The sequence below is a fragment of the Vibrio sp. M60_M70 genome, from assembly GCF_037162085.1.
In the GTDB taxonomy this organism is placed as follows: Bacteria; Pseudomonadota; Gammaproteobacteria; order Enterobacterales; family Vibrionaceae; genus Vibrio; species Vibrio diabolicus.
The window spans coordinates 1,508,221-1,522,767 of record NZ_JARLUL010000001.1; the positions used below are offsets into that span (position 1 = coordinate 1,508,221).

A 14,547-nucleotide genomic window follows, 5' to 3' on the forward strand; every position below is an offset into this window, starting at 1 on the left:
GTGTCAGTATAGAAAAGTTAAAAAACGAAATTTAACATCAGGGTGTAAAGATTGGCGCTGTTATCTTCTGGTATCGATGAAAACGCGCCAGTATCGTTATTGTGGGCGTTAAACTTTTGCCATTCAGCATTCAGTGACACGTTATAATCTAGGTCGTATCTCACCCCAAACAGATAGCTGTCCCCATTCTTTGTATCACTGCTATTAAACTGCTGACCGTAAACTATGTAGGGGGTCAATTTATTCACGTTGTAACTCGTTGTTGCGTACCAAGAGGAGGAAATGTTGCTGGTTTGTCCTTCCGCCATTATCACAACGTTATCAAGCTCATACCTTACTCCTAGAGAAAACTGGTCAATCGTATTGCCTTTTTCTTTTAGGACCAAACGGTCAATTAACATGGTTCCCCCTTCAGGTGTGGATTGCTTGGTGTTGGAGAGAACCGTAGTTTGGTCATAGTCGCCATGTAGATAAGATAAGTTTAAACGGTAGGCATTTCCGCTGAGTGTTAAGTTTATTCCGGCTGTGTTGTCTGATTCGATCTTCAGTTCAGTGTCTTCGTTGAGGGTGACATCACTGCTGTCTTTAAACCCTATAAACGGCATTGCAGTAAGCATGATTTGCTCATTGAGGTCGTGATTCCAGCGAATGGATAAACCATTGTAAGCGGTGATGCCTAATATGCTGTCATACACTTCATTTGGTGGTCGAGCTTGGGTAAAAGCGTGACCGACATAATTATACTCAGACATCAAAAACAGCGGCAGCCTCAATCGTCCCCCACGTATCTCTATATTTTTATAGGTATAAGCTAAATATGCCCACTCTAATTGGGGCGAGCTCCAATGATCTTGCGGACGCTTGACTATCTGTGCGGATGCTCGAAATGCCTTGTAAAAGTAATCAAGCTGCAGGCCGAAGGTTGTGTCACAATCGTAGCAGGCTTCATCATGAATAAAGCGGTTGACGAGAACCGTTGTAGAGTTATCGGACTTAGACCAAGATGTCGAACCAAAGCCACTCAAAGACAGGTGATCTGATAACTCAATGGTGGCTAAGCTCGGAAAGGCGACAACACTCAGTGATAACATGGTCAAATATTTTTTCATATTAATCCTCCGAGCTCACCACACACAAAATACGAGCATTTCCAGGCACGCTCGACGCAGGGGCATAACCAATCCGATTGGGCTTTTCTTGCATCCACGTGATCAGCGCATCAATGCTAGAGTTTGCAATCACTTTGGGTGGCCTCGCTTTGCCTGAAAAAGACAAGCTCGCCCAGTGCGCGTTCATTTGCGCCAAGTTTTTATTGAGAAGGTAGCGATAGAACTCCGCTCTCTCCGCTGATGTCGCTGGCCAGTCAGATAGCTCAATTCTCTGCCCTTGTAAGAGTTGCGTTTTTCCTCTGTACAACTTTCGCGCTTTATTGATGGTTAGGGGCGAGAACTCACTATTAAACGAGAAAACGGCGTAGCTCTCTGCAGCAAGTACTTGACTATCTATGGGTAGAAGGAAAACAACAATGAATAGGTAGCGTTTTATGCAGCGCAAAAGAAAACAGAGGAGAGAAATGTCGCCGCTCATCATCGCTACCTATATCGCATTTTCAATCTGGTACAACAGCTTTTCTCTACGAACAGGCTTGGGTACATAAGCGTCCATGCCTGAATCGAAGCAGCGTTGAATGTCATCATCCACAACACTTGCCGTTAGCGCGATGATGGGAGTCTTAGGAAGACCTTTACTTGCTTCGTAGGCGCGTATTTGTCGCGAGGCTTCGAACCCATCCATGATCGGCATCATGCAGTCCATCAAAATGATGTCGAACCCACCATCTTTTTGGAACATTTCGACCGCAACCTGTCCGTTTTCGGCCACTTCAAATTGATAACCAGCTTTGGATAACAGCAGCGAAGCGACTTTTTGATTTACTCTGTTATCTTCGACGAGCAAAATCCGTTCTGAGCGAATAGGCGTCACGGTCGCTTCTGATTGTTCAGCATGCGAGGTTTTTTCAGGAGTGTGAGTGGTGTTTGTTGCCAGTCGCTTTTCATCAGAAGCAATATTGGAAATGCGTAGTCCAATGGCTTTATCTAATTTCTCTTTCAACAAACCCGCTTTAAAAGGTTTGGGCACATAATCATCCATTCCAACATCAAAACACTTTTGAATGTCATCATCGACTACACTTGCTGTTAGCGCGATAATTGGGATTCTGATCGTCCGTTTTTCTTTGACTTCAATTTGACGGATCATTTTGGTTGCTTCAAACCCATCCATCACCGGCATCATGCAATCCATTAAGATTAAGCAGTATTGATTCTGTTGAAACATATCTACGGCTTCTTCTCCGTTTACGGCGATATCAAAGTCGAAGCCCGCTTTTGTGACGTGTAATCCAGCGATTTTTTGATTGACGGTGTTGTCGTCGACCACCAAGATTTTTGGGAAAGTCTTAGCATTGGGTGTGGTCGTGTTCTCTTTGTTTACTTGAGGGAAGTTTGCAGCACAAGTTTCAAGTGCTTTTACTAAGCGCTGTCCTAAGAGGGGTTGAGTGACCAATGCACTAATGCTGTTACCAAAATCACGTTGGGCGCTATGAAGGTGTTTAATAAGACAAACTCGAACATTTTGCATGCAAAGTCTTTTCATTTCACCTAGATGTTTGGCTGTGGTATTTGGAGAAGTTTCTACGTTGATAACAATGATGCGCTCGTTATCAATCCACGTTGGCAGAGCATCCAGTGTATTTACTGATTGCTGAACATTGATGTGGAAAAAGCTCAACTCGTCACGCAGCTTTTGCTCCAAAGTAGGGTTGTTGCAAACTATCCATATATCGTTGTGATTAAGGGAGTGATAGCCATTGAACTCTTGAGTCACAATTGGAGCCGTAAGTTCGAAGAAAAATCGGCTACCTTTGCCTTTCTCGGATTCAAGCTGAATCTCACCGCCCATCAACTCTACCAGCTGCGTGCTAATTGCAAGCCCGAGCCCTGTCCCTCCAAACTGTCGGGTGGTGGAGTTATCTTCTTGGGCGAAAGGAGCAAATATCTTCTTTTGTTGCTGCTCATCAATACCGATCCCTGAGTCTTTGACTGAAAACTCGATACTCGCTTCACCATTTTTGATTTCTCTAGTGATGACAGAGAGTTCAACGCAGCCTTGTTCGGTGAACTTTACGGCATTGGACATGAAGTTCATGATAATTTGGCGTATACGGTGATCATCCAACATAACGTGATAGGGCGTATTGCGGCTGATGCTGACTTGAACATCGATGCCTTTTTCTTTCGCTTTCGGGGAAATAATAGAAGCAATATCGTAGATGGATTCACGAACACAGGTTGAATGAGGGCTGATAAGCAACATACCAGATTCAATTTTAGAGAAGTCCAGAACGTCATTTATTAAGCTCAACAGTAATTGCGAGGAGGTTTCTATCGTGTCAACATAATCACGCTGTGTCGCCGTTAGCGGCGTGTCTGACAAAACTTCTGAAATGCCAATAACGCCGTTTAAAGGGGTTCGAATCTCATGAGACATATTCGCCAGAAAGCTACTTTTGGCTTTGCTTGCCTCGATGGCATCATCTTTCGCCTTTTCAGCATCTTCTTTGGCTTGGGTTAACTTTTGTCTTGACTGCTCACGTTCATAACTCAGTTTTTTTACCTCTTTAGCAAACTTACTGAGCTCATCTTTCCCTTTGGTCAACTCTGTCAGTGGTGAGTTTTCATTGTTGTCCTCTTCGTAAGTGTCTCGACTTAGGAATTCGAGGACTAAATTCAAGTTGCCAGTGACTTTGCGCACTAACCTCAGTGTCAAACTCACAACCAGCAATGTCACGAGGCTCATTAGCGCAATGAAGCCAATGCGGTGCTGTGTTGTTTCACTGATCGTCTTGGATATATCCTTAATAAGTTGCTGTTCCATCTGGTCATCAACGTTACGTAATAAACTTAAGCGTTTATAAAGCGCAGATAACCCGTCATCTATTTGAGTGGGTGTCAATACTCTAAGGTTTGATGGCTGCAACAAATTGGCTCGAAATGCTTGGCTTTTAGCAAAGACATTATCGGTAAAGGTTTCGATGAGGAGGTTGACTTGCTGCTTATTCGCATTAAGTGTGACAAAGCGTTCGAACAGCAGTTGTTGGTTCTGGATTAATGATTGGATACTAGCTTGGATAGCTGGATCGTAAATCTGCCCCTGCTCTGTAGATTCCACCAAGTATTTGCTGAGTCTATGCTCTTCTGTTGACCAAAACATTAACCACTCAAGCTGCATCAATGAGGAGAGGTGAGTGTTGGTTTCATAACTTACATGGCTGAAATAGACTCTATCCAAACTCAAAAGAATCTCTTTGAATGTGTCGGCACGCCACTCAGCAGCATCTAACTTATCTTCTGTATTATTGGATGAGAGCATTGACAGTGTTGCTTCTTCGAAATTCGTGAGCTGATTTAATATATCGGCATTGTCACCAAAAACAGGTGAAGCTGTATCTTGTAAAGTTTGAACGAGTTGGCGGGTTTCTTGAGCGTTATTCACGACCTTTGGATCGCTCGTCAAATAATACAGTGAGGAAACACGATCTATATATTGGGAGAAGAGTTGTGCTTTTTGAAGTTCTTGAGCTTGGATAGAGAGGTTTTGTACATGTTTGCCCGCCAGAAGCAATAACAATAAGATTGGTAGTAGGACCAATCCAAAAAGTTTCTGCTTTACAGACAGGTTGTTCCAAGCAAATATCCCGACCACACGCGTTTCCATATCCAAAGAGTTGATATGAAAAGTGTAGTGTACCTATCTCAAATGTTAGATTTTAAGAGGAAATTCATACTTGTGAGATGGCGAAGTGTGACCGATATTGCAGAACGAATCCCCTTTAATTCAATGAACGCGATAAATTATTCAGTTAAGCGTAATTGCTGGCGGTTGAATCATCTATTGTTTGACGTTGTTGCTCAAACTCTATGATTTCTTCTGCCGGCACTGGTCTACCCAAGAAAAAGCCTTGAACAACGTCGCAGTGAAGTGATTCCATCCTTGTTAGTTGGGTCTGGGTTTCTATGCCCTCAGCTACCACTCTCATTCTTAGGTTATGAGCCATGGATATAATCGCACGGACTAATGAATCATCTTGTTCATTGTTTTGGATTTGAGCGATAAATGAACGGTCAATTTTAAGCCCATCAAACGACATTTGTTGTAGGTAGGCGAGGGCTGAGTACCCAGTTCCAAAATCATCTAGCCACACTTCTACGCCGTTAGCTTGTAATTTTCTGAGCACGTACTGCGCTTTCTCAATATCATCAATAAACAGAGACTCTGTCACTTCAACATGAATGGTTTGAGGGGGGACTTGATATTGTTGTAAATATTTCGAAAAGAGCTGACTCAAATCTTGGCGGTAGATCTGCCTAGGAGACAAATTTAATGCGATATGAAAATCAGCAGTGAAATGACCCGCCCATTGTGCTCGCTGGCTAATTGCTGTCTCGATGAGGTATTCACCAAGCTCTAAAATTAAGTCACTTTGTTCTGCAATCGGGATAAATAATTCTGGGCTGATATAACCCTTCTCTGGGTGATTCCACCTAACCAATGCTTCGACACCAATCAACTGGTAGGTGTTGAGGTCGAACTGGGGTTGATACCAAAGCTCGAACTGAGATAAATCACGTATTGAGCGGCGCAGTTCCTTTTCTATGTATAAGCGCTGCTTCACGGTCTCATCAAACGCGGAATCGTATATTGTCATGATATCTTTGCCGCGTCGTTTAGATTCTTGCGCCGCCAGTGAGGAGAGTTGTAAAAGAGACTCTGCGTTTGAGCCAAATTCCGGATACACCGCTACTCCAAGGCTTGCCGTAATTTGAATATCGTTCTCTTCCAAATTAAAAGGAGAAAGCAATTGGCGATGAATATCGTCCGCTTTTTCTCTAGCGTGGAGGCTGTCTTTGCATGGAAAGACCAGCACAAATTCGTCAGCGCCGACTCGGCTTACGATGGTTGAAAGACGGTAAAGAGGCTGGAAGTAACTCGGCAAACGACCTTGAAGTTCTGAGGCGAGATGACCTAGCAATTTATCTCCGATGCTATGCCCGTAGTTATCGTTAATATGTTTAAAGTCATCCAGATCAATAAAAACAACCGCGAGTGAGGGTGATTTGCGGTTCGTTATTTGCTTTTGGATATCAATGAGCAACTTTTCTCGGTTAGGCAGGGAGGTAAGAATGTCGTGATACGCCATGAACTCTACCCGGCTTGTGTATCTGTTCACTTTGTTCGACATTTTGTTATACGCCGAAATAAGATCACCCACTTCATCTTTACTTTTTATATCAGTGATTGGCAGTGCTTGAGTATTTGACTCTGTAAATTGTTCTTTAAGTTGTTTGAGTGGTTTTATTAATGAGCGACCTAAAGCATACGCGATGGCACTTCCGAGCAGAACGGATATCGCACTGATCGTGAGCAGCAAGTTAAACATCTTTTGCTTATCGTTTGAGGTAAGCGCTTGTACTTGAGCAATGTTTTGTTCTTTCTCTTCTAATAGATGTGCTAGGTTGAGTTCAAGATACACCGCGCCCAGTGTGATATTCGATTGCTGAATCGGTGCCGCAATTTCTAATTGATGTTTAGAAAAAGAAATGAGAATTCTAGACTCTTCTATTGCTTTTAAAATAAAGCGAGAACGGTAATGAGGCTGGGCAAACATACTCAGCTGAGTCGTACCGTCGTGAAAGATTAGCCCTTCATTATCAACAACGTGTATCTTCGAGACATCTGGTTGGCTTAATGTCGCTTTAATTTGCTCGTACGCTTGGCTGATATTATCCGTATAGAGTGGGTCAAAAAGTTGTTTTGATAATAACTCTGCGTAAACCAATCCTTTTTGCTTGACGTAAGACTCTGTTTTTTCTTGTGAGTTCTCGGTGATTTGGCGGGTTAAGTTATTTGAGTACGTATCGTAACCATGCATATATAGTGCGAGGTTTATCACTACGACAAACAGGACAACAAAAATGGTCGAGCAAATGTATTTAGTTTCGAGTGAGAGTTTGTGGAACATCAATCCACCTTCGGTAACAAGTGAATAGATGTTCGAACGGTATTTAAGGACGCGGACATTTCTGGCGTTAGAGCGGTGATCTTTTTCGTGTTTTGGAACTGTTTAAGTGCTAAAGCACCTTGCTGAGATGCCTCCATACCGAGCAATATTGACGTGATTTTATGTTGCTGATCTTGGCTTAAGGTCGGAGAGGCGAGAATTAAGTCTCTAGGTATTTCTACCGAGCGAGCGAAAATCGTTAGTTTGTCTTTCATGCTTTCTGGAAGATCTTTAGGGTTGCTCCAATTGAAATTGCTGAACGCTCCTGCTGCGACTCTCTGCTTATACACCCATACTGAAAGGTTGATTTCATTCGATTGAGCCAAGTGCTCGTCAAGGAATAAATATCCAATACTGTCTTTGGCTGGTTTGTCATCGGAGGAGGGGAGGTATTCTAATTTCTCCCCTTGATTAAGCAGTGTAATAGCGGGTAAGTAATAGCTGCTGGTGGATGTACGCTTTTCAAAAACAAGTGTTTTTCCGCGCAGGTCAGAAATCGACTCGATACCACTCTCTTTGTGGGTAAAGAATACCGTATGATATTTTTGTAAACCTTTTTTCCAGCGTATGGCAATGGCTTGGCTGCCAGACTCTGCCTCGAGGGTCATTGCATTGAAGGGGGTGGCTGTTGCAATTTGAACGGTGCCATTTTCAAGTGCCACCGCGAGCTGGCGATAATTTTTAAATACTTTTACAGCACCCTTGGTGTATCCGTATTCAGCCAAACCATTGGTCACGTACTGCGTGAAAGGCGTCGACTTTTTGATTTTGCTTTGAGCTTTATTGGAAACAATGCCAAACGTGAATGTTTTTTCAATATTTTCTTGTGCACTGACGACAAAAGGCGAACTCAGCAAAGTGAGTGATAACAGAGTGCAGGCAGGTTTCATCCGGCTTCAACTTCCTTCTGGTGCATGTCAGTAATATTTAGCATTTATCAATGCGCCCCAAATCAATAGTAGAAACAGTATGATGTACAAATTTCGTTTTACTAGCGCACTTTTATAACGTGACTTGGTCACTTATTCCGTTCAAATAGTACCGAATTTGAAGTTTATGTACAGGATGAATGTTTCACCGTGGGTTTTAATTCACTGGATTCTTAGTCAAGTTCAGTAGTGTCTGTGAGCGAGTACACCTTCTTTATCATGATGTCGTGTTAAGAAAACCTCTCCAATTGCTTTTGATATTTTTTCTCGAGTGCTTCATTACCTGCTGCACGTTCAAGTTGAATCATGAGCTGTAAAGAGGGTTTCTTAACGCCATACATTTGATTAAATCTCATTAATCGAATTCTGGCTTCAGTGTAATTGCCGCTATCAATTTCTAGCTTGGCTAGCTGCAAAATAGATTTTGGCCTATGAGGGTCATGATCAATAGCTCGGGCGAAGTAGTATTTCGCTTTGTCTTTATCTTGTGACTTCAACGCGCAAAATGCGGCGTTTTCATAACTGGCCGGAATGAGATAGTAATAAGGTTGCTCAATGGCTCGATTAAACATTTGATCGGCTTTCTCGAAGTCACCCCGCTTGCAAAGAAAGGTGCCGTAGTTATTGAGCACGTTACCGTTTTTGGTGTGTTGGCGTAGAGAGCGTTTATACATTTGCTCGGCTTTAGCATCTTCACCAACCGTTTCATAGTAGTGAGCCATCGATAACTGAGCACGATAGTATTGAGGTGCGTGGGTTAAGGCTTGTTGCAAGTTATCATGCGCGCGAATCATATTGCCGCCTTCTAAATAACCTAGGCCAAGTGCGATACGTGATTCTGCCATTGCTACAGGATCGGCTTTAACGACAGGGCTACCATCTTCTTTCACCGTCACGCAGCCCACAAGTGCAAACTGAGAGATTAATAGTAGTGCACCGAGCTTTGTTGTTTTCATTCTTTGTCCCTACATCCCTGAATCTCCCAGCATGATATGAATTACGTAGCAAAAGCCTATTGAGGAAAAAACACTATGCGATCAGGTTTGCAAACTGGTATGAAAAAGCCGCCATATGGCGGCTTGGTTCACATATTATATTTAGGCATCATAAGCGCTTTGTTTGCGTGCTTTGAGGTTAATCGTCTTTAGTAAAAGCGTCTTCACTGAAGTGATCAAGATCATAAGGTGTTTGCTGGTAAACGCAGTAGTTCAGCCAGTTTAAAAAGAGGAGATGTCCATGACTTCTCCAACTGGCAATTGGTGGATTATCAGGATTGTTGTTTGGATAGTAGTTGACGGGAATGGCTGGTTCCATACCTTCGCTTAAATCGCGGATATATTCGTTATGTAAGGTATGCGAATCGTATTCAGGATGCCCAGTAACAAACACATTTCTCTTGTCTTTTGTTGTAGCTAAATAAACACCTGCAACATCCGATGTGGCTAGGATGTCTAAGTCGGTATGTTCTTCTAAAAAGTGAGGTGAAAAGTCGGCATAGCGTGAATGAGGCGCTAAAAATGTGTCATCAAACCCACGTAACATAGGATGGAATTGATGATGAATCTGGTGATGGTACACGCCTGAAAGTTTCTCTTTACGCGTTTTTTTAGGTAGATCGTAGAGCAACTTCAGTCCTGCTTGTGCTGCCCAGCAGACATAAAGAGTCGATGTCACATGATCTTTTGCCCATTCCATGATGGTTTTTAGGTGGTCCCAATAAATGACATCTTCAAATTGAACCAAACCTAGTGGGGCACCAGTAATGATCATGCCATCGAAATTTTTATCTCTCACCATTTCAAATTGACGATAAAAAGTATCCAAATGTTCGGTTGGCGTATTTTTGCTTGGGCGGTTATCAATGCGTAACAACTCGACATTGACTTGTAATGGGCTGTTTGAGAGTAGACGCAAAAACTGAGTTTCAGTTTCTATTTTTTTGGGCATCAGATTCAGGATCAGCACTCGTAAAGGACGTATTTCCTGACTCGCAGCACGCGTTTCACTCATTACGAAGATGTTCTCTGTCCTTAGCACATCGGTAGCTGGTAGTTGATCTGGAATTCTAATTGGCACGACTTTCTCTCCCTAAGTATAGTCAATCTAGACGTCTATACTTCTAAAGCTAACTTAATTAAGTTTAGATGTCGATACGAAATATGACTTTTCAATCTACTCTTTACATTATGGTAAACCGAGCTCGAAGCTGTCACACAATTGTGACTAGAGCGGAGTTTCTGATGAGATATGTTTGAAACGCTGTTCGTACTATTTGCTGGTAATTATGTGATCACGTTAATATGCGAAAGTGACTTCGTTGTAAGGAAGTCTCAGATTAATGAGCCATACTAAAAACAATCAGCTCACCAATATGCATTAAAGTGTGTATTTGGAAACATCGTCAGTGGAGGACATTATGTTCGGTATTTTTAAAAGAAAGACAAAAATTCAGAGCATCGCTCAAGAGGTTCCTAGCGTACTATTGCGCTTGTTTGGCGATAAAGATACTTATACGCCGAAAGAAATTGATCAAGCCCTTCAAGATCTTGGTCATGATAAGAGCAAGGATCTAAGTCATTATCAGTATGCCTATGGAATGTTTGCCAATGAAGCTTCTTACGAGCAGCTAGGGCTGACGGATGAGTTAGGTAATTATGGTCACTTTCAACGAGAAGTGGGCAAGATGCTGCTCAATACACCAGAGCCAATTGATATGCACATCTACTTTGAAATTGCTCGGCAGCACCAAAAAGCAGGCCTGTCGCTTACTCATCAAGAAGTGAGTGAAAGCGATGGCGTGTAAATTTCTCTATACCCAAGTGATCACGCTGTGAAGCCTGCATTTTGAAGCTGCTTGAGTAAGAGGTATTCCATCGAGAGATGAGTTGGGTATAATGCGCGACCTAATTATCCGGACGTGTTGTCGGTTACATTTCTGTTGAGCGTTAATGCCTTATGTTCAAAATGCTTGTATCTATGCCGCCAATGTTGGCGCTGTCGATCGCGATTGTATGTGAAGTGATTGCCACTTCCTATATTCCCAAAACAGAGCAATTTACGAAAATGATGCCGAGCACAGTCGTTCTGATTGGTTACGGCATTGCTTTCTTCTTGCTTTCCGTCACGGTAAAAACGATGCCTGTTGGGGTTGTTTACGCCATATGGAGTGGAGCGGGTATTGTTTTAGTTGCGACGGTTGGCTACTTTGTTTATGGACAGCGGCTAGATTTGCCGGCGCTTGTTGGTATTGGGTTTATCCTCACTGGTGTGATGATCGTGAATCTGTTATCCAAGACCGTAGGACACGGATAACCAACACTACTTGTGATGCCAAATAAAAAGCCGTAGCGAGAAATTGCTGCGGCTTTTTAATGTCAATCCAATAGTTAACTTACTAGTACCTCAAGCATTTTGCTTTGTTGACGATGTTTTCGATTGCGATACATCACGGCGGCGAACGCTGGGAGGCTAAATGTGATAAATCCTAATATCAGTGCATATGCCCCAGTTTTTGCGCTAATTCCTGCTGGTACGTCAAAAGATACAACAATCGTCACCAAGCAACTCATCAAGCCTAATCCTGCCACTAAACACATTCCTATTTTTCCGCCCGCAATTCGAAATGGGCGCTCAATATCTGCGTGTTTGTAGCGTGAGACCAAAAAGCTAACAAAAATACAGATGTACATCACCATATAGAGCTGAGTCATCAGGATATTCAATAACCACATGCCTTGATTGACGTTAGGAACAAAAATGAAAACCAAAGAGAGCACGCTAACAATCGTGCCTTGCAAGAGCAACAATGAGACGGGGGCTTGGTTGCGGTTTTCTTTGGCGAGCGACATCGGCATGAAACTATCTTTTGCGGCAACATGCAGACTTTTAGTTGGGGCGATTATCCAGTTATTCAGGCTTGCAAGCGTGCCAAAAACAATAGCAAGGGCAATGACAGGCAGCAGGAATGAGAGGTGCAGATCATCAAAAAAAGCTTTGAAGGCAAGTATCACTCCTTCACTCAAACTAGAATGGTCACTTGAGACGACCGAAGAAATAGACAGTGAGCACGCTGTCAGAGAAACCAAGATTAAGATTGTGGAGATCAGCAGAGCTTTGGGATAGGCTTTTTGCGGATTTTCGACTTCGCTTGCATAAGAGGTCGTGATTTCAAGGCCTGTCAGTGAAAGAACTACCGCAGTAAAACCCGCTCCGATCCCATCTTGAGAAAGGTCCGGCAACCAGTCAGATACGTGGCGAAGCGAGATATGAGACTCACCAGAGTGGGTATACGCCCAGTACCCGCCTAATCCGATAATCAATAGAATCGGAAATATCAAACCTAGGGTGCCGAATACATTTGTAATCAGGGAAGAGAGGCGCAAGCCAAAGATATTAACTAAAGTTAACGCCCAAAAAATTACATTAATCATCAACAACATAAACATGTTGTTTTGCGCCAGATCTGGGAAAAAAGGGTAGGCTCCCGTTGCAACAATGAATGAAATTAAAGGTGGATAGTAAACAATATTTTCAGCGTATTGATACCACACGGTGGCAAAGCCAAAGTTTGGCCCTAGTGTTTCTTTGCCCCAAAGATATACACCACCTTGCTCTGGATAAGTGGTACTTAGCTCAGCACACACTAGCGCTGTAGGGACAAAAAAACAGAGTCCAGCAAGTAAGAAGAAAGAAATGGCATGGCTACCAAACAAAGCCGCCCCAGGAATGTTCCTTATGCTGTCGACCGAAGTTACGGTGATCATGATGATAGAGAAAACACTCAATTTAACGGCGGATTTAACGATATTGCTCATTCGATACCTTTAATGGATGAGCGCACAGCTTCTAGGTTGTAAAAGTAGCGTGCTACAAGTAAGACTCGCGTATTGTAGATTCCTCATAAATAGTGGGTATATAGCGAAAAACGGTATGTATTTATCCGAAAATGAGCTGAAAACAACGCGCTTTATTTCCATGGGATATAAACGAGTGATATGTCGGATAAATAAACACTTATAGCGATAAATTAGAACCTTTAGGTAAAGGTTTGACTTTCCCCTAAGGTCAAGGAGTACATTAATGCCATATCGAAATGAAACGATGGATAAACACAATGGGATGCTGTAACCAAGCGCCAAAAGGTGGCACCGGAAAGTTGTCTTACTTGTTCAGGGTAATGATTATCATGTTTATTGTTATTTTCATGATAGCTGCATTATGGGGTTAAAAAAACACCATTATCTAGCGCATTGAAAACACAAAGTTATGTTTGTCCAAACTTTATGAAAGTGCGGTAGATTAATCACTCCAATCGATGTTAACGTGGTGATTCATCTTTGCTGCTTTTTCATCCCCCTACATATTTCTGCAAAGTTCTTATTGTGTAGTGTGTCGAAGAACCATAGAATCCGCGCGCTTTAATTTATGTTATTAGCGCTATCAATGATAAAAGTGCAGTCCATTATCATTGTTTTTATCACTTATAGATGGGCACATCTGACAATACTCACATGAATAAATACCAAAAGCCTGAATTCAAGGCTGAATTTCTTTTGCCTCGTTACTGGGGAACCTTAATTATCATCAGCGTAATGTACTTACTCAGTCTCCTTCCTTTCAAAGTTCAGTTAGCATTAGGACGTGGCATTGGCCGTTTAGCTATGCGAATCATGAAAAAACGTCAAGTTACGATTAGGCGCAATCTTGAGCTTTGCTTTCCTCAGATGGAAGAATGCCAACGCGAAGCAATTTTAAAAGACAATATCGACAATACAGGTATTGCGCTATTTGAGACGGCGATGGCATGGTTTTGGTCTGATAAACGGGTAAACAAACACGTTACGATAAAAGGAATGGAGCACCTCGAGGCTTTAGAAAAATCAGGCAAAGGGGCATTAATGTTGGCCGTACACTCGATGAACTTAGAGTTAGGTGCTCGTGCTTTTGGCATTAAAAAGTCTGGAACTGGTGTTTATCGCCCAAACAACAATCCGTGTTTTGATTACTTTCAATACAAGGGGCGTTCTCGCTCTAATCGTACGCTTATTGATCGCAAGAACGTTAAAGCCATGCTTGAAGCGCTTAGAACGGGTGAGCGGGTCTGGTATGCACCGGATCATGATTATGGAAACCGACGCTCAACGTTTGCGCCATTATTTGCCGTTAAAAATGCTTGCACGACGACAGGTACAAGTCTGCTGGTTGATTCGACTGATTGTGCCATCGTGCCTTTTACGATGGTAAGAGGAAAGGACGGACACTATACCTTGACGATTAGTGCGCCAGTCGACGGTTTCCCGAAAGAAGATCCTCAAGGTGCGGCAGTTTTCGTGAATAAGATAGTTGAAAAGTCAATCATGGCAAGTCCGAGCCAATATATGTGGCTTCACCGTCGGTTTAAAACCAGACCTGAAGGCGAGGATTGTTTGTACAAGCCAAGGCTTATCCCTAGCTTGGCATAGTATAGAAAGAGCCTAAAAAAGCCCAAGGAACATACGA

At 42.6% G+C, this 14,547-nt stretch carries 11 protein-coding genes; 3 read left to right on the plus strand and 8 right to left on the minus strand.

The window, feature by feature from the left end; all coding sequences use genetic code 11:
* Positions 1–17: 17 nt before the first annotated feature.
* The 7 genes from P4S59_RS07005 to metA all read right to left on the minus strand — a co-directional run bounded on the left by P4S59_RS07005 (position 18) and on the right by metA (position 10,125).
* On the minus strand, positions 18–1,109 hold the full coding sequence (locus tag P4S59_RS07005) for an outer membrane protein (RefSeq protein WP_145474106.1): 1,092 nt from the start codon (positions 1,107–1,109) through the stop codon (positions 18–20).
* Position 1,110: 1 nt separating this feature from the next.
* Positions 1,111–1,587, minus strand: coding sequence for a hypothetical protein (locus P4S59_RS07010; RefSeq protein WP_005393443.1), 477 nt, complete (start codon positions 1,585–1,587; stop codon positions 1,111–1,113).
* 9 nt (positions 1,588–1,596) lie between these two features.
* A complete protein-coding gene (locus tag P4S59_RS07015) occupies positions 1,597–4,764 on the minus strand; it encodes a response regulator (protein WP_443089037.1) in 3,168 nt (1,055 codons plus the stop codon).
* A gap of 157 nt (positions 4,765–4,921) precedes the next feature.
* On the minus strand, positions 4,922–7,081 hold the full coding sequence (locus P4S59_RS07020; RefSeq protein ID WP_337168144.1) for an EAL domain-containing protein: 2,160 nt from the start codon (positions 7,079–7,081) through the stop codon (positions 4,922–4,924).
* Entirely contained in the window at positions 7,081–8,010 is a 930-nt protein-coding gene (locus tag P4S59_RS07025) for a phosphate/phosphite/phosphonate ABC transporter substrate-binding protein (RefSeq protein WP_161444880.1), read from the minus strand. Before P4S59_RS07025 ends, P4S59_RS07020 begins: the two co-directional genes overlap by 1 nt.
* Positions 8,011–8,279: 269 nt before the next feature.
* Positions 8,280–9,005: a type IV pilus biogenesis/stability protein PilW gene (pilW, locus tag P4S59_RS07030; protein WP_053807335.1), complete on the minus strand. Its 726-nt coding sequence runs from the start codon at positions 9,003–9,005 to the stop codon at positions 8,280–8,282.
* A gap of 178 nt (positions 9,006–9,183) precedes the next feature.
* Complete coding sequence (gene metA / locus P4S59_RS07035) at positions 9,184–10,125, minus strand: homoserine O-acetyltransferase MetA (RefSeq protein ID WP_006741610.1); 942 nt, start codon at positions 10,123–10,125, stop codon at positions 9,184–9,186.
* A 340-nt stretch (positions 10,126–10,465) separates the two neighbouring features.
* On the opposite strand from metA, the gene P4S59_RS07040 reads away from it, so the two are divergent.
* Together P4S59_RS07040 and P4S59_RS07045 are read left to right on the plus strand one after the other, a co-directional pair.
* Positions 10,466–10,852 carry a hypothetical protein gene (locus P4S59_RS07040; RefSeq protein WP_258657912.1) on the plus strand — a complete coding sequence of 129 codons (387 nt, stop codon included), beginning with the start codon at positions 10,466–10,468 and terminating at the stop codon, positions 10,850–10,852.
* 173 nt (positions 10,853–11,025) lie between these two features.
* Positions 11,026–11,361, plus strand: a complete 336-nt coding sequence (locus P4S59_RS07045) for a DMT family transporter (RefSeq protein WP_065646842.1) — start codon at positions 11,026–11,028, stop codon at positions 11,359–11,361.
* Positions 11,362–11,435: 74 nt separating this feature from the next.
* Here P4S59_RS07045 and P4S59_RS07050 read toward each other — a convergent pair whose 3' ends face one another.
* Entirely contained in the window at positions 11,436–12,863 is a 1,428-nt protein-coding gene (locus P4S59_RS07050; protein WP_337168145.1) for an APC family permease, read from the minus strand.
* 696 nt (positions 12,864–13,559) lie between these two features.
* Here P4S59_RS07050 and P4S59_RS07055 point away from each other — a divergent pair.
* Positions 13,560–14,510, plus strand: a complete 951-nt coding sequence (locus P4S59_RS07055) for an LpxL/LpxP family Kdo(2)-lipid IV(A) lauroyl/palmitoleoyl acyltransferase (protein WP_031780342.1) — start codon at positions 13,560–13,562, stop codon at positions 14,508–14,510.
* Positions 14,511–14,547: the final 37 nt, after the last annotated feature.